The sequence below is a fragment of the Neptuniibacter caesariensis genome (assembly GCF_000153345.1).
GTDB lineage: Bacteria > Pseudomonadota > Gammaproteobacteria > Pseudomonadales > Balneatricaceae > Neptuniibacter > Neptuniibacter caesariensis.
On sequence record NZ_CH724126.1, the window covers coordinates 378905 to 399102 of the forward strand.

The window sequence follows — 20198 nt, forward strand, 5'->3', positions numbered from 1 at the left end:
CTAAACTGTGAAGTTATAGTCAGGTCAAACAGCTTCCCTGGTTTCTTAGCTAGCGACCAAGGTCTCAGTATTTAGGGGTATTCAGGGCTGGTTATTATCTAAAAAAGAGTGATAACCTTAATTTCTATGCAGTATTTATGGCCGAGCCTCTTTGATGTCCGTTTTTTCCTTCCGTGTAGTTCTGTTCTTCTGTTTGGCACTTTGTATACCTCAGTTAGCTTCCGCTGCTCTGAACCTATCAGAATCAGAGAAGTCATGGCTGCGTGACCATCCTGTGGTCAGTGTCGGCGAAACAATGCGGTTCCAGCCACTGTTTATTGAGGCTGCGGATGGCTCTATTAGCGGCATTCTTCCCGATTCATATGATCTGATTGGCGAAAAGCTGGGGATCGAATTTCGTTATGTTGCGGATGACTGGTTATCGGTATTAGACCGGGTGCAGAAAGGTGAGCTTGATCTTGTTGGCGCCATGAATCAAGAAACCGCAAAGTCATATGGTTTTGAAGTGACCCCATCCCCGGTTAATTTTTCGACCGTTGCGTTTGCCAAAAAGCAAAGGGACTTTCAGTTATACAAAGACACCGATCTTGCCGGTTTGCGTGTAGCGTTTCATGAAAAGAAGATTTTTATCAAACGTTATCTGGAACAGAGAGCCGATGAAATTACTCTGGTGCCGGCAGACAGCCCTATTGATGCAATAAACCTACTGCTAAATGACCGTGCTGATGTTGTTTTAGGCATGAATCTGGATAGCTACCTGCTTAGCAGTAATGCTTTACTGGAAATTGAGCCTGTTCATGTCGTTGATTCTCTCCCCGTAAATAGTGTGATTGCCAGTGCGCCAAAGAACCGGATTCTGCTGGATATCATTGGCAAGGCAGTCACCGAGCTGACCCATGATGAACGTAGCCGGATATTGGCTCGTTGGGTTTGGACACCGGATGACAGGCTTAGCTTTTTATCCAGTGAAGAGCGTATGTATCTGGCGGAGAAACCCGTTCTTAAGGTGATGAACCTTAACACTTTCCCCCCGTTTAGTTTTTATGAGAATAACAACCCTCAGGGGTATACCACTGACTATATGCAGCTGATGGCCGAAACCTTAGGCGTTGAGATTGATTTTGTCAGTAATAAGCCCTGGCATGAGTATCTGGAGATGCTTAAGAAGGGAGAGCTTGACCTAATCCCTCATATAGCTGTTACAGAGGAACGTAAGAGCTTTGTCGACTATACCAACTTTGATCATATCGTTTATACAACAGGGTTTGCGGTCAATAGCGATGTCGTTATTGAAACGGCGGCTGATCTTAAAGATAAGGTCGTTGCTGTGGCCAACAAAACTTTTCTACATAGCTATCTAAGTAAGCATTATCCAGATCTTAAGTTACTGCTCACGTCGAGTACCAGTGAAGCGATCCAGACTGTTGCGCAAGGGCGCGCCGATGCTGTGATTGGGAGCCTCCCGGCGCTTAACTATTACATCCAAAAAAACTGGTTGAGTAATTTAAGAATTGCGCCCATAGGTGACATTGAACTGCCTAAGATCACTCAGCTACCTATGGGGGTCGCTAAGGGAAATCATCTGCTGCTTTCGATTCTTGAAAAAACGGTGCCTCAGCTGCCTTCAAGCAAGGTAGGTGACCTGAAACAGAAGTGGATGAATACAGGCCCCGGGCAGCTGTTAGATGCGGGTTTAAACGATGAAGAGCGGGCTTTTCTACGTCAAAAAGAAAAACTAAATGTCTGTATTGATCCAAACTGGATGCCATTGGAAGGTGTTATCGAGGGTAAGCATCGCGGTATGACCGCTGATTATCTGGCACATTTCCGTAAGTTTGTTGGCTTACCTATGGAGTTTGTTAAGAGTTACTCATGGAAGGATAGCCTTGCGGCGGGTAAAGAGGGACGCTGTGATCTCTTCTCCCTCATCATGAAAACCTCAGAGCGTGAAGCTTATCTGGATTTTTCTAAACCCTATATGAGCATACCTTTAGTACTCGTGACAGGCATAAATCAGGCTTATATCGCAGACCTCACCGGTTTAAACGATAAGCGGATTGGTATCGCTGAAGGTTTCGCGATCAAGCCATTGCTCGAGCAGCAATTTCCATCGTTAGTGTTTGTCGATGTTAAAGATGCCCAGGATGGTATGCGTAAGGTGAGTCGCGGAGAACTGTTTGGTTATGCGGATGCCCTACCGGTTGTGGGATACCTGATTCAGCAAACCTATCTGGGTGAAATGAAAGTCTCTGGCCGCTTTCAGGAAAATTGGGAGCTGGGCTTAGGAACGGATAAACAACAGCCGCTGCTTAATAGTATTTTTAATAAAGCGATTCAGCAGATAAGTCTGGAACAACACCAAAGCATTCAAAACCGCTGGATATCGATTAATTATCAGCCGAGCGTTGATTATTCACTGATTTGGAAACTGCTTGCTGGTTTCACATTGATAGCCGGTTTACTGCTTTATAGAAACCGTACGGTCGCCCGCCTGAATGCAAAGCTTGCCCGGGCTAATCAGACCATTATCTCCCGACAAAAAATGGTGGATCGTTTTGTGCTGATCAGTACTTATGATATTGCCGGGCATATCCTGAGCGCTAACCGGGCTTTCTGTGAAGCGATGGGCTATCAGGAAAACGAGGTGCTGGGCCATCAGATGAGCAGATACACCTGCCCGGACCAACCCACGGCACTATTTGATCAGATCTGGGCGCAGCTACGCTTACAACAATCCTGGTCTGGGGAGCTGAAGTGCGCCACGAAGCAAGGTGAATGTGTCTACCTGAATGTGAATATTGAAGCGATGCTTCGTGATAGTGAGGTGGTTGGGTATCGGGCGATTTCAGAAAATATCACCGATCAGAAACGTATTGAGGAGCTCTCGGTAACGGATACGCTTACCGGGCTGAATAACCGTCTGAAGATTGATGAGCTTTTAGCCGCACAGATGGAGCGGCATGAGCGCCACGGACTTAAGTTTTCTGTGCTGTTGCTGGATGTGGATAACTTCAAGCATGTGAACGATAACTTTGGCCATGATGTTGGTGATAAGTTGCTGAAAGACTTAGCTAATGTTTTGAAAAGCAACGTGAGAAAGATCGACACCGTGGGACGTTGGGGCGGTGAAGAGTTTGTCGTGATATGTGAAAACACCTCCTCGGCTAATGCTTATGTTCTGGCGGAAAAACTACGCACCATCATTGCGGAAACTGACTTTGGTGTCGTTGGGCAGAAAACGGTCAGCATTGGTATCAGTGAACTCTATGACGGTGACTCATTGAGCACTATCTTTAAGCGTGCCGATCAGGCGCTATATGTGGCCAAGCATAATGGTAAGAATCAGGTGATGGTGGGTCGGAAGCAAGCGCTGACAGATCCGCAAACGGATTAGATGCAGGGATAAAAAAGGGCTTTCAAGTGAAAGCCCCAAAATCGGTTTGATACCTATATGCAATACAGGGTGAACAGAGCACTCACCCTTCGCTGAGAGAAGGCGTGTATTGCAGTATCAATCCGGAGTGGTTTAACTCATATACTGGCCGCCATTGACGGACAGATTAGTCCCTGTGATAAATCCTGCATCATCGGCAGTCAGGAAAGTCACTGCGCGAGCGATCTCTTCGGGCTGACCCAGACGGCCTACAGGAATACCTTCAACAATGGCGTTGAGTACATTTTCTGGTACCTGGCGAACCATTGGGGTATCAATGTAACCAGGAGAAACCGCGTTAACCGTTACCCCTTTACGTGCGCCTTCCAGAGCGATGGCTTTAGTAAAACCGTAGATACCTGCTTTTGCCGCAGAGTAGTTAGCCTGGCCGAACTGACCTTTCTCGCCGTTCAGTGAGGATATATTCACAATACGCCCGAAACCACGGTTACACATGGCTTCAAACATCGGCTGGCTCATGTTGTACATGGAATCAAGGTTGGTTTGGATAACGGCTCGCCACTGTTCCGGTTGCAAGCGTTTCAACGGGCCGTCGCGGGTAATGCCAGCGTTATTAACCAGAATATCGATCGGGCCCACTTCCTCTTCAACTTTGCTGATGAAGGTACAGCAGTGATCATAGTCGGTTACATCAAGCGGGTAGACGGCCACGTCGAAGCCTGCTTCTTTCATGGTGCTTTGCCACTGTTTGGCTTCAGCTTCCTGGCCTGGCAGGTAACTACCTACCACTTGGCGATCTTGCTGGCATAGTGCTTTACACATACTTTCACCCAGACCTCCCTGGGCACCTGTTACGACGGCAACACGTTGTGTCATCGGTAAACTCCTTATTTTTATTTTTAAGTTTTCAGTAAGGTTTTAAAACGGGAAGATTGAGCAATCTCGCCTCCCGTACTGTAATTTGAACTGCGGCTTTCGATGTGTGACAGGTCGTATAGATAATTCACCATAAGCCCCGCAGATTGCTTCAGCCCATTTTCAGAACTGTCCGCTAGCCAGTTAAGTTGTTCTATTTGAGCACCATTACTCAGATGGAAATTAGTGACAGGGTCTAGCGCGGTTTTACCTCGACGTTTCTCCTGACTCAGATAGTGAGCTGCCAGCTTCATTAATGGCTCCTGGCGAGCTTCTATGTCTTCTTCATTCAGGTGCCAGCCGTCCGGAAGCCTTGGCTCACTTAGCTGAAGCCAGGTCTCTCCACCGGGGAGGGTTTTAAGCTTCTCTTGGTCCTGATTACGCAGCCAGCGAAGGAAGCCAGGTATAGGTGACAGCGTCGAGAACTGGGTCAGGTTGTGATAATCGTGTTGCAGCTCAGCCACCACGCGTTTGATCAGGAAGTTACCGAAACTAATGCCGGCAAGCCCCCGTTGGGCGTTGGATATTGAATAGAAAATGGCGGTGTCAGCCTCGTTCATATCCAGAATCGGCGCGTCTTCATCGAGTAGTTTCTGGACGTTATCAGCTAACCCCTGAACTAAGGCTACTTCGACGAAAATAAGTGGTTCATCGGGCATTTTAGGGTGAAAGAAGGCAAAGCAGCGTCGGTCTGACTCTAAGCGGTTCTTTAGATCGTCCCAGCTCTGTATCGCATGAACGGCTTCATATGCGATCAGCTTTTCCAGCAGATGGGCACCTGAATGCCAGTTGATCTGCTCCATCTGCAGCAGGCCGATATCAAACCAACTGGATAGTAAACGTTTCAGGTCGGCTTCCAGAGGCAGTAGTTCAGGATACTCTTTACGCAGATCCAGTAGCTCCGCCCGCATATCGACAAGGAACTTAATCCCTTCCGGTAGCTCGGTGAACTGACTGAGCAGCTTCATGCGAGGTGGATCCAGTTTATCGCGAAGGGCTATGCGGCTGGCTGCTTTATCCTCATTACCTGCATTGCGCCAATGCTCAATGGCTTGTTCGACGGCGGTATCATCGACATCGTAGTGTTGAGCAAGCAGCTGGAGGAATTTGAGACGTCCTTGAGCATTCAACGCCAGATAGTTTTCCCCGAGAAGCGCAGCACGTCGTCGGGCGGCGACTTCGCCACCGGCATGGGTTAGACAGCTGTCCATCCAGGCCAGTAGTTGTGCCTCTTCTGTTTCACTGATCTCTTCAGAAAGCTGCAAAGCCTCGCTTTGCTGTTTATCCACAGCGAGCTCATGCCAAACCTTTTTTAACTGGTTCAGGGTGCGATCGAGAAAGCTATTACTGATCTGACTAGGCATTGTTTACCTCACTTCTTTTCCTAGTTGTCCTCTGCAAATTATGGACTTTTAGGATGGTGTGGAGGGAAAACTAGCAAAGAATTTTCATAAAACCAAGTATAAACCCTTGGTTTTTTGTTTCTAAATCGATATGTTTGGCATATTCACAGTCAATTATCGGGCTGAAGAACAAGAAAAAACTAAGTTTGGACGAGGAATTACTCATGATGCAGGAACTGCATGGTTACTATCTGGAAGATCTTGAAGTAGGTATGACGGCGAGTTATGCCAAGACAATCACTGAAGCGGATGTTGTGTTGTTTGCAGGTATCACTGGTGACGATAATCCGGTTCACATCAATGCTGAATATGCCGCGCAGACTATGTTTGAGCAGCGTATCGTACACGGCATGTTCAGTGCTGGCCTGATCTCAGCGGTGCTTGGTACGCGTATGCCAGGGCCGGGTGCGATCTATATTGATCAGGAACTGCGTTTCAAAGCTCCTGTACATATCGGGGATACGGTTGTCGCTTCTGCGAAAGTACTGGAGATTGATGAAAAGCGTCGTCGCGTGAAGCTGGAAACGATCTGCCGCGTAGGCGAAAAGGTTGTCGCTGAAGGTACAGCTACCAATATGGTCGATCGTCGTCCTGCGGAATAAAAGAGGTTTTACTATGTTAATTGAAGCGGATAAGTCAGCGCTGTTAGTCATTGATGTTCAGGAAAAGCTACTGCCGGGTGTTTTTGAGAATGAAAAGCTGGTAGCGAGCTGCAAATGGCTGATGGGTGTTGCCAAACTGATGGATATACCGGTACTGGGCTCGGAGCAATACCCTCAGGGTGTGGGACCAACGGTTGCTGAACTGCGTGAACTTCTGCCGGAAGAAGACTTTATCGGCAAGACCCATTTCTCCTGCGCTGATGCCCCTGAGTGTAGCGCACGTATCGATTCTCTGGATCGGGAGCAGATTGTTATCTGTGGTATGGAATCCCATGTCTGTGTGATGCAGAGCGCATTACGGTTACAGGCCCAGGGTAAGCAGGTGTACGTGGTCAGCGATGCGATCTCAGCACGTAACCCCATCGACACAACGGCCGCCATTGAGCGTATGCGTGAAGAGGGGATCAAAATGGTGACCCGGGAGATGGTGGGGTTTGAATGGATTGGCCGTTCAGATGCGCCGCAGTTTAAAGATTTTAGTATGAACTTCTTGCGCTAAGGAACCCGCGAACAATTCGCAGGTTCCTTTATCAGGGCCCTTCCGGGCCCTTAACTTTTGGAAGATGGGTAGAGGTATGGAGAATAAAAATAACAATCCGTACAGCCTGGGACTGGACAAGAATGCAGCGAACTATGCTGCCCTGACCCCGCTGTCTTTTATTGAACGAGCTGCAACGGTTTATCCCGATCGGACTGCAGTGATTTACGGAGATCTGCAACGTACTTGGTCACAGACCTATGAGCGTTGTATTCGACTGGCGTCTGCGCTGCGTAAACGCGGTGTCGGTGAAGGGGATACGGTAGCCGTTATGTTGCCAAACATCCCTGAGATGCTTGAGCTGCATTTCGCTGTACCTATGACGGGTGCTGTACTGAATACACAGAACACGCGTCTGGATGCGGAAACGATCGCGTTTATGCTGGATCATGGCGAAGCCCGGGTGGTGATTACGGATCGTGAATTTTCCAATGTGATGGAACGGGCCGTGCGTATGGCGAGCGTTGATCCTCTGCTGGTGGATGTGGATGATCCTCAGTTCACTGGCGGTGAACTGATCGGTAGTCTGACTTATGAGCAGTTACTAGCCGAAGGTGATATTAATGATCACTGGTCTCCGCCGGAAGATGAGTGGCAGGCGATTACCCTGAACTACACTTCAGGGACCACGGGAAATCCGAAAGGTGTGGTTTATCATCACCGCGGCGCTCACCTGAATGCGACCAGTAACATTATTGGTCAGAACTTGCCGCCTCATGCGGTTTACCTGTGGACCTTACCGATGTTTCATTGCAATGGCTGGTGTTACCCCTGGTCGGTAACCGCGGTTGCAGGAACCCATGTTTGTTTGCGCCACCTACTTCCCGAGAAGGTTTTTGAACTGATTCAGGCCTGTGGGGTCACCCATTTCTGCGGTGCGCCTGTGGTTCTGAATATGTTGCTCAATGCGCCTGAAGAATCAAAAATGCTGGTGGATCATCCGGTTACAGTAACAACGGGTGGCGCTGCGCCGCCTGCGGCGATCATCGAAGGTATGGAGAAAATCGGTATCAAGGTTGTACATGCGTATGGCCTGACAGAGTCTTATGGCCCGAGTGTGTTCTGTGCCCATCAGGATGAGTGGGATCAGATGGTTCTGGAAGATAAAGCGGCCAAAATGGCGCGACAAGGAGTCAGGGCACCGGCGCTTGAACAGCTGATGGTGGGTGATCCAGAGACCATGGCACCCGTGCCTCGTGACGGTAAAACCATGGGTGAAGTGTTCATGCGCGGTAACAACGTGATGAAAGGCTATCTGAAAAACCCTTCCGCTTCTGATGCCGCGTTCTCCGGAGGGTGGTTCCACAGCGGTGATCTGGCTGTCTGGCATGAAGATGGCTATATCGAAGTGAAGGATCGCTCCAAAGATGTGATCATTTCGGGCGGTGAGAATATATCGACGATTGAAGTCGAGGATATGCTCTATCGCCATCCAGCTATTTTGGAAGCGGCGGTTGTAGCGAAACCAGATGAACACTGGGGAGAGGTGCCTTGTGCATTTGTCACTCTGAAAGATGGCCAGAGTGCTACAGAAGCGGAGATTATCGAGTTTACCCGGAGCAATATGGCGCATTTTAAATGCCCGAAAAAAGTGGTGTTTGCGCCTTTGCCGAAAACTTCCACAGGTAAGGTTCAGAAGTTTGCACTTCGGGCCATGCTAAAAGATATCTGATCTCCCTCCTTATTCCGCGGCAGGCTGGAAGCTTGCTGCGGAATCTATCCAATTCCTGTTAGTATCACTATGTTATATAGCCATTTTTTTGAAGCCCGAAACAGTTTGATGGAACCCGCTGCCAAGCAAGCAAATAAGTATGCTGCTGATGATCAGGAGCACAATCGTCTGTTAGCCGAGATGGCTGAGCAGTCTACCGATATGATCTCACGGCATACCCCGGACAACTGGGAGTTCATTTATGCCTCACCTGCCGTTGAGCATCTGTTGGGCTTTTCGGTGGATGAAATTGTCGGGATGTCAGCCTATGAGCTTTATCATCCGGACGATGTAGAAGATTTTAAACGCCGTGCCCCCAGTGTCAGTTATGAGCGTGGCACTTATACCCATACCTATCGTTTTCGGCGTAAAGATGGCCAGTATACCTGGCTGGAGAGCACCAGCCGTTCAATTCGAGACCCGGATAGCGGCGAGCTGAAAGAGATTCTGGTGGTTTCCAGGGATGCGAGTCATCGTATTAATGCGGAGCAGACCAATCGGCGTTTGGCCCGGGTATTGGAAAGCAGTAGCGATCTGGTTGCTTTTGTAGATCTGGAGCGCGTTGTCACTGATCTGAATGAAGCTGCCCGTAGTGTTTTAGCTTTGGATTGCCGAAAAGAGCTGGTCCACCTCAGAGATCTTTTTCAACCGCAAAGTTATCAGATACTCATCGATGAGGGTTTGCCCGCTGCATTGTGTAAGGGACAGTGGAAAGGCGAGTCAGAAATGGTTGGTGCCGAAGGGAAATTGGTGCCAGTGATGCTTGAGATCCTGGCTCACCGGGCGGTGACCGGGCATGTCGAATATTTCTCACTGGTAGCCAGGGATATGTCTGCACAACGAGCGCTGGAAGCGGAGCGATATCGCTATCAAACCGAGGTAAGTCATTCTTCGCGATTGATAACGATGGGTGAGATGGCATCCGGCCTTGCGCATGAATTAAACCAGCCGCTGACCGCAATTGTGAACTATGTGCGGGGCATAGAGCGGCGTACGGCTGATACGGAATCGGTACCGGTTGAGCTGATTGAAAAGCCACTCAACAAAATTGCCGGTACAGCGCTACGCGCAGGTGAAATTATCCGTAGTATGATGGATTTCACCCGTAAACGTCAGCCTCATCAGCAAGCGATCCAGTTAAGGTCACTATTAGATGATGTGATCCAGCTCTGTTCCAGCCAGGCGAGCGCGGCCAATGTCCAGTTAGATAATCTGATCTCAGATCGAATTCCGGTGGTCGAAGCGGATCAGATTCAACTGGAACAGATCCTGTTGAATCTACTATTGAATGGAATTGAGGCCAGTACAGGTAATGAGCAGACCGAACCTGCTCAAGTGTGGATTGATGCTATTGAGGGTGAAGACCAGCAGGTTATAATCCGGGTTCATGATCAGGGCTGCGGTTTACCTGAAGATGACCTAGAGCAGTTGTTCCAGCAGTTTTATACCACCAAGGCGGATGGTCTGGGCATGGGATTGGCCATTAGCCGGTCACTTGTCGAAGCTCAGGGTGGACAACTGTGGGCGGAGCCGGCTAGCCGTGGTGGTGCGGTATTCAGCTTTAGCCTGAATCAGATAGACCCGGATTAATTTTATAGCAGAGAGAATATGTCTGAGCAGATTGTTTTTGTCGTGGATGATGATGAGGATGTACGAGATTCCTTGCAGTGGTTGCTGGAGTCGGTCGATTTGAATGTCCGTAGCTATGAATCCGCTCAGGCGTTTATGGATGCTTACCCGCAGGGGCAGAGCGGCTGTGTTTTGATGGATGTACGCATGCCGGGTTTAAGTGGTTTGAGTGCTCAGAAGAAATTGCCCGAGTATGAGATAGATATTCCACTGATCATGATTTCGGCGCATGGCAATGTGGATACCGCGGTCACGGCGATGACCCAAGGTGCTCGTACTTTTCTTGAGAAACCTTTCAATGATCAAAGCCTGATCGACCATGTGCAGAAAGCATTAGCGCAGGACCTGGCCCAACGGGAATCCCGCCAGCGAAAGCATCATATCGCTGCATTGTTTAACGCCCTAACCAAGCGTGAAAAACAGGTGTTTGAGCGCGTGATTAAAGGGGCGTCTAATCAGGATATGGCGGATGATCTTGGGATCAACCGTAAAACTATCGAAGGTCACCGGGCCAACCTGATGAATAAAATGGAGGCCGACTCACTGGCCGACCTTATCCAGATGGCGGTAATACTGGGGTTAGTTGGCGCTAACTCATAAGCTGTGAATTAGCTTGGTTCCATCCAGTAGTTCTCTTCGGTATAGATCAGGTTGGTTGCCCCCGGCTCAGGAAGGGACAGTTGAAAAGCAGGTCGCTTTGATAGCCGTTCATAATATCGACTGACGTTCGGAAAAACAGAAATATCGGTAAACAGTCGCCCGGCATGCAGGCTGTAACCCACGCCGATATCCGCCCCTGAAAAACCACTTTTCAAAAGGTAATCCTGATTTTCTAATTGTGTTTCCAGTACCTCAATAGCCTTTTCCAGACGTCGGGTTTCCAGTTTTCTGACGGTAGGTGAGCGAAGCTCAGAGTCAAAAATAACAATCTGCTGTTGGGTCAGACTGGCGACGTGCACACAGATGGTTTCTGCGTAATGTAACCATTGTAGCCACTCAGCTCGTTCAGGATCTCCCGGCTTGCGCCAGAGGTTTTTGGTGTCGTAGTTCTCGCACAGCCACTCAGTTATCGCACCACTCTCATAGAGGGTGGTGTCGCCATCAATTAAACAGGGGACCCGGCCCAACGGGTGTCGTGACATATAGTCATCGCTACGCAGCTCTTCACCGAAAGAAAGGGTAATCACTTCCGCATCCAGATTCAGTTCGTTTATCAGCCAAAGTGATCGCATCGAGCGAGCTTCCTGGCAGTGAAACAGAGTAATGGCCATAGCAACATCCATTGCAGTAATGAATCTAGGATACTGGGGTATTTACCTATTTATGTAAATACCCCAACTGCAGGCAATCGCTTAAGCGTTTTGTTTGGCCCAGAATTGAGAAGAGAGTTCCGCAAACCCTTGGGATATCCCCTGTAGGTCTGTGCTGGTGGATGAGCTTACCCCAACGGCATCAAGGTTTTGCTCAGACATATCCCTGATGCGGTAGACGCTGCCACTAATCTCATCAGCAACAGCACTCTGTTGTTCCACCGCTGCAGCGATATGCGTGTTCATATCATTAATGATCTCCATGGCCGAATGGATGCTGCTTAATGATTCCGATGTTTTTTGGCTGTGCTCTACGCAGCTAACGGTTTTATCCTGGCCTTGTTTCATCACCTTAACTGCTTGGGAAGCATTACCCTGTAATTTCTCGATCATAGTTCTGATCTCTTCAGTAGAGGCCTGGGTTCTGCTGGCTAACAGTCGGACTTCATCTGCTACGACAGAAAAGCCTCGTCCGGCATCCCCTGCACGCGCGGCTTCGATCGCGGCGTTCAGAGCGAGCAGGTTGGTTTGCTCGGCGATCTCGACAATAACATTGAGAATGGTTGAGATCTCATTACTACTCATTTCTACGTGACCGATCACTTCAGATGCGGCTGCAATATCATGCTGCAGCGCCTGAATCGCCTGGACACTGTCATCGACAATTCTTCGCCCGCGGGAGACCTCATCTAAGCCATCGGCTGCTGAGGTAGAGCTGTTCTGTGCATTACCAGCGACCTCCTGAATACTGGCGGACATCTGATTCACCGCAGCAGCAACTTGATCAGTTTCGGCAAACTGACTCTTTGCGCCGCTTTCTGACTGAGCTACAGCAGCGGCAAGGCCTGAAGACTGGGTCGAAAGATTTTTAGCAGAATCTGATATACGCCCCACTAAGCCTGCAGTTTCAGACTGAAGCATTTTTAGCGCTTGGGTTAGCTGGCCAATGTCATCATTCCTGCCGGTGTATATGTAACGGCTTACCGGATTGTTGATGACCTCTTGAGAAGCTTTAACCAGCTTTTGATACGGGGTAAAGAAGAACAGGGTGAGTCCAAGTGATAGCAGGGATGCTGCGGTAAATATTGCTGCCGCTGTAGTAGCGGACGGATTTAACAGGAAGAACAGCAGCCAGGCACATAGAATAGGCAGGGTAATGGCCGATAGACAACGAGTGCGGAAAGATAGCCCATGCTTAACCTTGCTAGGTATTTTGCCCTCCATAAGCGAGGGATATACCTTCTCTGCTCTGTCTATGTACTCCCGTTTGGGTTTTCGGCGTACTGATTGATACTCGAATACCGTTCCATTGCGTTCGATCGGTGTGACATACGCATCGACCCAATAATGGTCGCCGTTTTTACAGCGGTTTTTAACAATCCCCATCCAGGAGTGGTGATTTTTCACGGTATTCCAGAGGTCTTCAAAGGCGGCTGGGGGCATATCCGGGTGCCGGACGGCATTGTGATTTTTGCCGATTAACTCCTCTTTGGTGAAACCGCTAAGCTGTTCGAAATCTCTATTTACGTAGGTTACAGCACCTTTTAAATCTGTCGTCGAGAGTATATTCATTGAACTCTCGTAGTCGACTTCCTTGTTTGAAACGGGGAGATTCTTTTTCATACGACTACATCACTTGTGTATTTATTTTTATTGGATAGCAATTAACCATACTTGTAGCAAGGTTATAAGTGAAGCCGGCGAAAGAAGAACTATGAAAAATAGTGGAAACTAGCGGGCGTTTTTTATGAACTGTCCTGGACTCACGCCGGTTTTGTCCCGAAACATATGGATAAAGGCTGCGGAGGAGCCATAGCCAAGTTCCAGCGCAATGTGCGTGATACTGTAGCCTGCACTAAGCAGCTCGAGCGACTTGAGAAATCTTAGTTGTAGTAACCATTGTTGCACCGACATGCCTGTTTCTTTCATAAATTTTCGCTCCAAAGTCCGTTTGGAAACCGATAGTTCTATAGCTAGTTTCGCAGTGGTTTTACGTAGAGAAGGTTGTTCATAGAACATTTGGCAAAGCCGATAGAGGTCTCGGGAAGCGGGCCAGGGGAGTTGGTCATGATCGGTTTCCAGCCGATGCAGGCTGGCAAGCATCAATGCTATCAGCTCAGCTTCATAGCCTTGCCTGGAGTAATGTACCGAGAATGTGGAAGCTTCCAGAATGAGTTGTTTCAGAAGTGGCGTAATCTTCAATACCTTACTGGTTTGCCAATCGCTAAATTGATCGGAATGCTCAATGTAGAGGCTTTTTAATGAGGAGCCATATTCACTGTATACCTGATGTTCATGTCCCTGTGGAATCCAGACTGCTTTTTCAGGGGGAATAAACAGGCGCTCGCCAAGTACCTCAACGATTAGCACTCCAGATGTAGCATAAAGAAGCTGGTGCCACTCATGCTGGTGCTTAGGAAAGAAATGCTGTGGCGGCATGACTTCCTGCCTGACAAAAACAGGGCGTGGCAATTTCTTTAGGGTGAGAAGTGACAGTGGTTGTTTCATGACAGACTATGTATTGACGCTTTGTCGATATATTTTGACATAGTTTATAAAGAGAGGAAGTTAGATCTTCGATAGTCTTCTTTAAGAGGAGGAGATCGAGATGACAAACAGAATTAGCAAAGGGATCTATCAACTGGTAGAGGAAGCAAACAAGATTGTAGAAGAGATTAGCGTTCAACAGGCGAAGGCCCTGTTAGGCCAGGAGGGGATCCAGTTTATCGATATCCGGGATATCCGAGAGTTGCAGCGTGATGGCCAGATTCCAGGGGCATACCATTGCCCACGAGGTATGTTGGAATTCTGGGTAGACCCCGAAAGCCCTTATGCGAAAACTATTTTCCAGAAAGATCTTACCTTTGTTCTGTATTGTGCAGGGGGATTAAGGTCAGCCCTTGCTGGACGGGCCATTGTCGAGATGGGCCTGGAAAAGGTGAAGCATGTACATGGTGGTTTTGGTGCCTGGCGCGATGCTGAAGGCGCTATCGTTGAGTATCGGAGCCGAGGTTAGAAAGTCAGAGGGCTTTTCAGAGAAAGCCCTTCTCCAATTCAGAGAGTCGGCCTTCCACAAAATGGATAAACAGCTCCAGTTTTTTGGTTTTTATCCGGTCAGGGTAGAGTGCAAACAAGCCGATATCATCGGTCTTCCAATCGTCAAATAGTGAGACCAACTGGCCCGATTTAAGTGCGTCGGAGCAAACAGATGTCGGCATAATGGCAATACCTAGCCCCTTTTTAGCCGCTTTTAGCAGCATATCGAAGCTGTTTGCCGAAAGGCGGTTATTTGCCTGGACCATGACCTCTTGTTCGCCTTTCATCAGCTTTAACTGTTGATAACTGCTGTAAGGGAAGGTGATCAACTGGTGCTGTTTGAGTTGATCCGGATGTGAAGGGCGGCCATGCTCATTCAGATATTCGGGGGAGCAGCAGAGGAAGAACCGACTGGACATTATTTTCTTCGCAATAAGGTTCGAATCTTTAGGGCTGCCGCCACGAATAGCGATATCGAACCCTTCCTTAATGATATCCACAACATCGTTGGTCATATGAATATCCAGCTGGATCTGCGGGTGCTGTTTTGCAAAGTCACAGATGATCTCGTTTAACAGCCGGATGCCGATCTCTACCGGCATGGTTATACGCAACTCCCCCGCCGGGTGCTTCTGAAAACTGGCTGCTGAACTCTCAATTTCAAGCACCTGAGAAAGCAGAGGGGAGGTACTGTTATAGAGGTACTGGCCCGCTTCGGTCAGGCTGAGCTTGCGGGTATCACGATTAATCAGTTTTACTCCGAGCCGCTCTTCCAGCTGCTTTACTCGTCGACTGACGGTGGCTTTGGGAATATTCAGTTGCAGCCCCGCCTGTGTATAACTACTCAGTTCGGCGACCTTATTAAAGATGACTGTATCGTCCAGGTTGCTCATGTCCGGTACTCTTTATTACCAAAGAAGTAAATAAACGTGTTCCAATAATGAGACAGTTTAACCCAGTTATGCGTATTGATGTTTTGTTTTATGAGACTAGAGTGTAGGGATAGTTTTTTAACAGGCGATTTTTCATGCAGCTCAATGAAACTCATAATCCGCAGCTACGTAGCTGGGTTAGCTCTGCCAATACCGGTAAGACTGACTTCCCGATCCAGAACCTACCTTTTGCGATTTTCCGTCGTGCCGGCTCAAGTGAGACCTTTCGTGGCGGTGTGGCTATCGGTGATCAGGTGCTGGATCTGGCTCAGGTTGCTGATCAAGCGCTCATGTCGGGTCTGGCTCAGGCTGCGCTGGTTGCAGCGGCCAAGCCTCAGTTAAATGAATTTATGGGTATGGGGCGTGATGCCTGGTCTGCGCTTCGTGAAGCGTTGTCGCTGGCGTTACGTGAGGGCAGTCCTTTTGTGAATGAGCTAACCTCCGCACTGATTGCCCAGAGCGAGGTTGAATTTGATCTACCCTGTCAGATCGGCGACTACACTGACTTTTATACCTCGATTCACCATGCCACCGCCGTAGGTTCGTTATTCAGACCGGATAATCCATTGTTGCCAAACTATAAGTGGGTACCGATCGGTTATCACGGCCGTTCCTCCTCTATTGGGGTTTCGGGGCAATCCTTCCGCCGGCCTATGGGACAAACCAAAGCGCCTGATGCATCAGAGCCAAGCTTCGGCCCCTGTAAACGTCTTGATTATGAACTTGAGATGGGGATCTATATTGGTCGCGGCAATGATTTTGGAGAGGCCGTCACGATCGATAACAGTGATGAGCATATCTTTGGTATGTGCTTATTCAATGACTGGTCGGCAAGGGATATTCAGGCCTGGGAGTATCAGCCTTTAGGTCCGTTTCTGGCAAAGAACTTTGCCTCTACTGTTTCCCCCTGGATTGTAACAATGGAAGCTTTAGCTCCTTTCCGCAGGCCCTGGCACAGAGATGAGGCTGACCCTCAGCCACTGGCTTATCTGGACTCTGCCCTCACTCGAGAGCAGGGTGCCCTTGATATTGCACTGGAAGTGTTGATTGAAACAGAACAGATGCGTGAGCAAGGTGAGTTACATAGTCTGGCGCGTTCCAACTTTATACATTCCTATTGGACCGTGAGCCAGATGGTTACTCACCATACCGTTAATGGCTGCAATATGCGCCCAGGAGACCTACTCGGCAGTGGCACCCAATCCGGCCCGGAACAGGAAGAAGCAGGCTCAATCCTTGAACTCACTAAAGGCGGAAAAGAGCCTCTCAGTTTAGCTAATGGCGAGCAAAGAACCTTTCTGGAAGATGGCGATGCCATTATTCTGCGCGGATTCTGTGAGGCCGAGGGTTCCGCACGTATTGGTTTTGGCGAAGTCTGGTCAAAAGTATTACCAGCCCTCAACAAAAAGTAATTGAACCAAGATAAAAATAAGAGTGTTCTGATGATCGATATTAAACAGATCCACCATGTGGCGTATCGCTGTAAAGATGCGAAAGAAACCGTCGCCTTTTATCAGGAAGTTCTGAATATGGACTTCCTGGTAGCGATAGCTGAAGACCGCGTACCTTCTACAAAAGCGCCCGATCCATATATGCATGTCTTCCTTGATGCTGGACAGGGGAATATTTTGGCTTTCTTTGAACTGCCTAATTCACCAGAGATGGACCGTGACCGAAATACGCCTGAATGGTGTCAGCATATCGCTTTTGAAGTGGCGGATATGGCTGCACTTGAGTCCGCTAAAATTGAGCTGGAAGCGCGCGGAATTGAAGTGGTGGGAATTACCGATCACGGCATTATTAAGTCGATCTATTTCTTCGATCCGAATGGCCATCGTTTGGAGCTAACCTGTCGAACGGGTACCGAAAAACAGCTACAGCAGTTGGCGGAAGTTGCGCCGTTAATGATAGAGGAATGGTCAAAAACCAAACGTGCCCCTAAGCACGCGGCCTGGTTACATGAGCAAGAGTTCAAAGACCTGTAAACGCTGATGTTGAGACAGTACTAATCGATGATTTTGTACGATTATTTTCGCTCATCTGCCGCCTATAGAGTGCGGATTGCGCTGAACTTAAAAGGGCTGCGCTATGAGCAGGTCCCGGTGAATTTACTGGAAAATGAGCAGCAGTCCTGCATGCACAAGCGGCGTAATCCGCAGGGGCTGGTGCCTGCATTGAACCATAACGGTGAGTTATTGCAGCAGTCGCTGGCGATTTGTGAATATCTGGATGAGGTTTATCCCGATAGTCCACGGCTGCTTCCAGATAGCCCGTTGGAAAGAGCGCGGGTTAGGGCGCTTGCTCAACTGATCGCCTGTGATATCCATCCTGTTAATAACCTCAGGGTATTGAAATACCTGGAAAATGAGTTTTCCGTCGACGAAGCGCAGAAACGGCAGTGGTATAGGCACTGGATCGAAGAGGGGTTCAAAGCACTTGAGGTTCACTTGCAGCCATCGGCCAATCAATGGATGTTTTGCCAGGGTGACACGCCAGGGTTAGCTGATCTGTGTCTGGTGCCCCAATGCTATAACGCCAGGCGTTTTGATGTAGACCTAAGTCAGTTTCCAACCCTGTTACAAATAGAGGCTAACTGCGAGGAGCTACAGGCATTTAGTATGGCGCATCCAGAGATGCAGTGATTTTAGAAGCGTACTAATACAAACCTCTTAAGTAATTTAAAAACCCTACAATAAGTAGCACTATTGTGGGGTGTGCGCGCTGGTTAAAAAATGTGCTAAGCTCGAATGATCTCAAGTTGGCTATGGATGTGCCGAGGTGATTAGGTTGTCTGAGAGAATTGCTGAGCTAGAAGCAGAAAATGCGTTGTTAAAGCAGCGTGTAATAGGGCTTTCGAAAGCTGAGAAAGTTCTCCGTGAAACCGAAGCACGTTATGCCCTTGCGATGCAGGGCGCCAATGAGGGGCTCTGGGACTGGGACCCTGTCAGCAAAGAACTCTACCTTTCCGCACGCTTGCTCAGAACCATCGGGATGGGCAAAGACACCTTTAAGACCACCTCTAATGAGTGGCTATCCTGGGTTCATGAAGAGGATCGTGAACACTATCAGCAAGTTCTCTGCCACCACCTAAAAGGCGAAACCGAATATTTTCGTTGCGAGTACCGGGTTCAGAACAGTAGCGGTGGCTATGTCTGGGTACTGGCCCATGGTATGGCGCTACGTAATGATCAGAATATTGCCTACCGTATGGTGGGCTCTATTGGTGATATCACTGAGCAGAAAGAGTATCAGGATAAACTGCTCCATCAGGCGACCTACGATCATCTGACTGGCTTACCCAATCGCGCGCTGGCCCTGGATCGTCTCTCTGTTGCTATCTCTCGCTCACGAAGAAATAAAACCTCAGTCGGTTTATTATTTGTCGATCTGGATAACTTCAAAAAGATCAATGATACGCTGGGCCATGAGGTTGGGGATCTGCATCTGAAGGAGATTAGTAATCGACTCGGTTACTGTTTTCGCGAAGAGGATACGATTGCGCGATTAGGCGGCGATGAGTTTCTGGTTATCCTGCCAGACCTTGATTCACCTAAACAGGTAGAAGAGGTGTGCGAACGTATCCTGGCGACGGCGATGCAGCCGGTGACCATTAATGGCTATGAATTTTCTACCTCTGCTAGTATCGGGGTGACGATCTACCCTGATGACGGTTATGAGCCCAGTGGGCTTCTGCGAAATGCTGATGCCGCTATGTATCAGGCAAAAGCGCAGGGTAAAGATACATTCTGCTTTTTTACCCCGGAAATGGATCAGGAGACCGTGCGTAAATTTACCATGGAATCTTACTTACGCCAGGCTCTGTCTAAAGACCAGTTAAGCTTGCATTATCAGAGCATCGTTTCTGCGTCATCAGGTGATGTTGTTGGGGCTGAAGCTTTGCTACGTTGGCACTGTCCCGAATATGGTCAAGTGCCCCCAGATCAGTTTATTCCGCTGGCCGAAGAGTCGGGTTTAATTGTGACAATTGGTGACTGGGTATTGGAAACGGCCTGCTTACAGGCAGCTGAGTGGATGGCTACGGCTTGTGTGCCCTTTAAGATCGCTGTGAATGTTTCTTATCCACAATTCCGGGATGGTCATATTGTTAGCACGGTGGAAAAAGTGCTCAAGAAAAGCGGCTTACCCGCCCAATGCCTGGAACTGGAATTAACCGAACGATTACTGATGGAGGATGAACGGGGCTGCGCTGAAGCGCTCAAAAAGCTCAGTGCAATGGGGGTTCAGTTATCTATTGATGATTTCGGCACTGGCTTTTCTGCGTTGAATTATCTGCAGCGCTTCCCCGTGAATACGCTAAAAATCGACCGAAGTTTCGTGGCTGAACTTGATTGTTCTAAAGAGAGCCCGGCACTCATTTCTGCGATTATTCAAATGGCCCATGCGTTGGGTATTGAAGTGGTCGGTGAGGGTGTAGAGACCCGGCAGCAGGTAAACTTCTTAACCTTGCAGACTTGTGATTATCTCCAGGGTTATCATTTTGCCAGGCCGGTTCCGGCAGACCAGTTCCAGCTACAGTTTTCTGAAAGTTGCTATCTGGGCGCTTATATTTGATTGAGAAGACAGACCTCAAAAGGTGACCCTGAATAAGAAAGGTTGCCCTAATCACATTGCCCCCGCACTTTATTAATTGTGCTGAATCAAGCAAAT

The 20198-nt window shown here is 48.6% G+C and carries 17 protein-coding genes; 11 read left to right on the plus strand and 6 right to left on the minus strand.

Annotation, left to right across the window (positions count from 1 at the left end; genetic code table 11):
* Positions 1-154 precede the first annotated feature (154 nt).
* Positions 155-3394: a transporter substrate-binding domain-containing protein gene (locus tag MED92_RS11505; protein ID WP_007021718.1), complete on the plus strand. Its 3240-nt coding sequence runs from the start codon at positions 155-157 to the stop codon at positions 3392-3394.
* 132 nt (positions 3395-3526) lie between these two features.
* Here the strand turns inward: MED92_RS11505 and phbB are convergent, their stop codons facing one another.
* Positions 3527-4270: an acetoacetyl-CoA reductase gene (phbB, locus tag MED92_RS11510; protein ID WP_007021719.1), complete on the minus strand. Its 744-nt coding sequence runs from the start codon at positions 4268-4270 to the stop codon at positions 3527-3529.
* A gap of 23 nt (positions 4271-4293) precedes the next feature.
* Positions 4294-5673, minus strand: coding sequence for a malonyl-CoA decarboxylase (locus MED92_RS11515; RefSeq protein ID WP_007021720.1), 1380 nt, complete (start codon positions 5671-5673; stop codon positions 4294-4296).
* A gap of 206 nt (positions 5674-5879) precedes the next feature.
* On the opposite strand from MED92_RS11515, the gene MED92_RS11520 reads away from it, so the two are divergent.
* The 5 genes from MED92_RS11520 (at position 5880) to MED92_RS11540 (ending at position 10852) form a co-directional block, all read left to right on the plus strand.
* On the plus strand, positions 5880-6314 hold the full coding sequence (locus MED92_RS11520) for a MaoC family dehydratase (RefSeq protein WP_040662799.1): 435 nt from the start codon (positions 5880-5882) through the stop codon (positions 6312-6314).
* A gap of 13 nt (positions 6315-6327) precedes the next feature.
* A complete protein-coding gene (locus MED92_RS11525) occupies positions 6328-6873 on the plus strand; it encodes a hydrolase (RefSeq protein WP_007021722.1) in 546 nt (181 codons plus the stop codon).
* 76 nt (positions 6874-6949) lie between these two features.
* A complete protein-coding gene (locus MED92_RS11530) occupies positions 6950-8584 on the plus strand; it encodes an acyl-CoA synthetase (protein ID WP_007021723.1) in 1635 nt (544 codons plus the stop codon).
* Positions 8585-8692: 108 nt separating this feature from the next.
* The gene (locus tag MED92_RS11535; RefSeq protein WP_154715213.1) at positions 8693-10213 is read left to right on the plus strand and encodes an ATP-binding protein; all 1521 of its coding nucleotides are present in this window, start codon (positions 8693-8695) and stop codon (positions 10211-10213) included.
* 18 nt (positions 10214-10231) lie between these two features.
* Positions 10232-10852 (plus strand): response regulator transcription factor, encoded by a 621-nt coding sequence (locus tag MED92_RS11540; protein WP_007021725.1) that lies wholly within the window; start codon positions 10232-10234, stop codon positions 10850-10852.
* 8 nt (positions 10853-10860) lie between these two features.
* Here the strand turns inward: MED92_RS11540 and MED92_RS11545 are convergent, their stop codons facing one another.
* The 3 genes from MED92_RS11545 to MED92_RS11555 form a co-directional block, all read right to left on the minus strand.
* Complete coding sequence (locus MED92_RS11545; protein WP_154715214.1) at positions 10861-11523, minus strand: glutathione S-transferase family protein; 663 nt, start codon at positions 11521-11523, stop codon at positions 10861-10863.
* Positions 11524-11604: 81 nt separating this feature from the next.
* Complete coding sequence (locus MED92_RS11550) at positions 11605-13185, minus strand: methyl-accepting chemotaxis protein (protein WP_040662638.1); 1581 nt, start codon at positions 13183-13185, stop codon at positions 11605-11607.
* Positions 13186-13293: 108 nt separating this feature from the next.
* Positions 13294-14070 (minus strand): AraC family transcriptional regulator, encoded by a 777-nt coding sequence (locus MED92_RS11555; protein WP_040662639.1) that lies wholly within the window; start codon positions 14068-14070, stop codon positions 13294-13296.
* Between the two features lie 100 nt (positions 14071-14170).
* On the opposite strand from MED92_RS11555, the gene MED92_RS11560 reads away from it, so the two are divergent.
* Positions 14171-14578 carry a rhodanese-like domain-containing protein gene (locus MED92_RS11560; protein WP_007021729.1) on the plus strand — a complete coding sequence of 136 codons (408 nt, stop codon included), beginning with the start codon at positions 14171-14173 and terminating at the stop codon, positions 14576-14578.
* 16 nt (positions 14579-14594) lie between these two features.
* Here the strand turns inward: MED92_RS11560 and MED92_RS11565 are convergent, their stop codons facing one another.
* Positions 14595-15491, minus strand: a complete 897-nt coding sequence (locus MED92_RS11565; protein ID WP_007021730.1) for a LysR family transcriptional regulator — start codon at positions 15489-15491, stop codon at positions 14595-14597.
* 134 nt (positions 15492-15625) lie between these two features.
* Between MED92_RS11565 and fahA the strand changes: the two genes are divergently transcribed.
* The 4 genes from fahA (at position 15626) to MED92_RS11585 (ending at position 20102) form a co-directional block, all read left to right on the plus strand.
* Entirely contained in the window at positions 15626-16942 is a 1317-nt protein-coding gene (gene fahA, locus MED92_RS11570; RefSeq protein ID WP_007021731.1) for a fumarylacetoacetase, read from the plus strand.
* 30 nt (positions 16943-16972) lie between these two features.
* Complete coding sequence (locus tag MED92_RS11575; RefSeq protein WP_040662802.1) at positions 16973-17515, plus strand: VOC family protein; 543 nt, start codon at positions 16973-16975, stop codon at positions 17513-17515.
* Positions 17516-17542: 27 nt separating this feature from the next.
* A complete protein-coding gene (maiA, locus tag MED92_RS11580) occupies positions 17543-18172 on the plus strand; it encodes a maleylacetoacetate isomerase (RefSeq protein ID WP_007021733.1) in 630 nt (209 codons plus the stop codon).
* A gap of 145 nt (positions 18173-18317) precedes the next feature.
* Positions 18318-20102, plus strand: coding sequence for a putative bifunctional diguanylate cyclase/phosphodiesterase (locus MED92_RS11585; RefSeq protein ID WP_007021734.1), 1785 nt, complete (start codon positions 18318-18320; stop codon positions 20100-20102).
* Positions 20103-20198 lie beyond the last annotated feature (96 nt).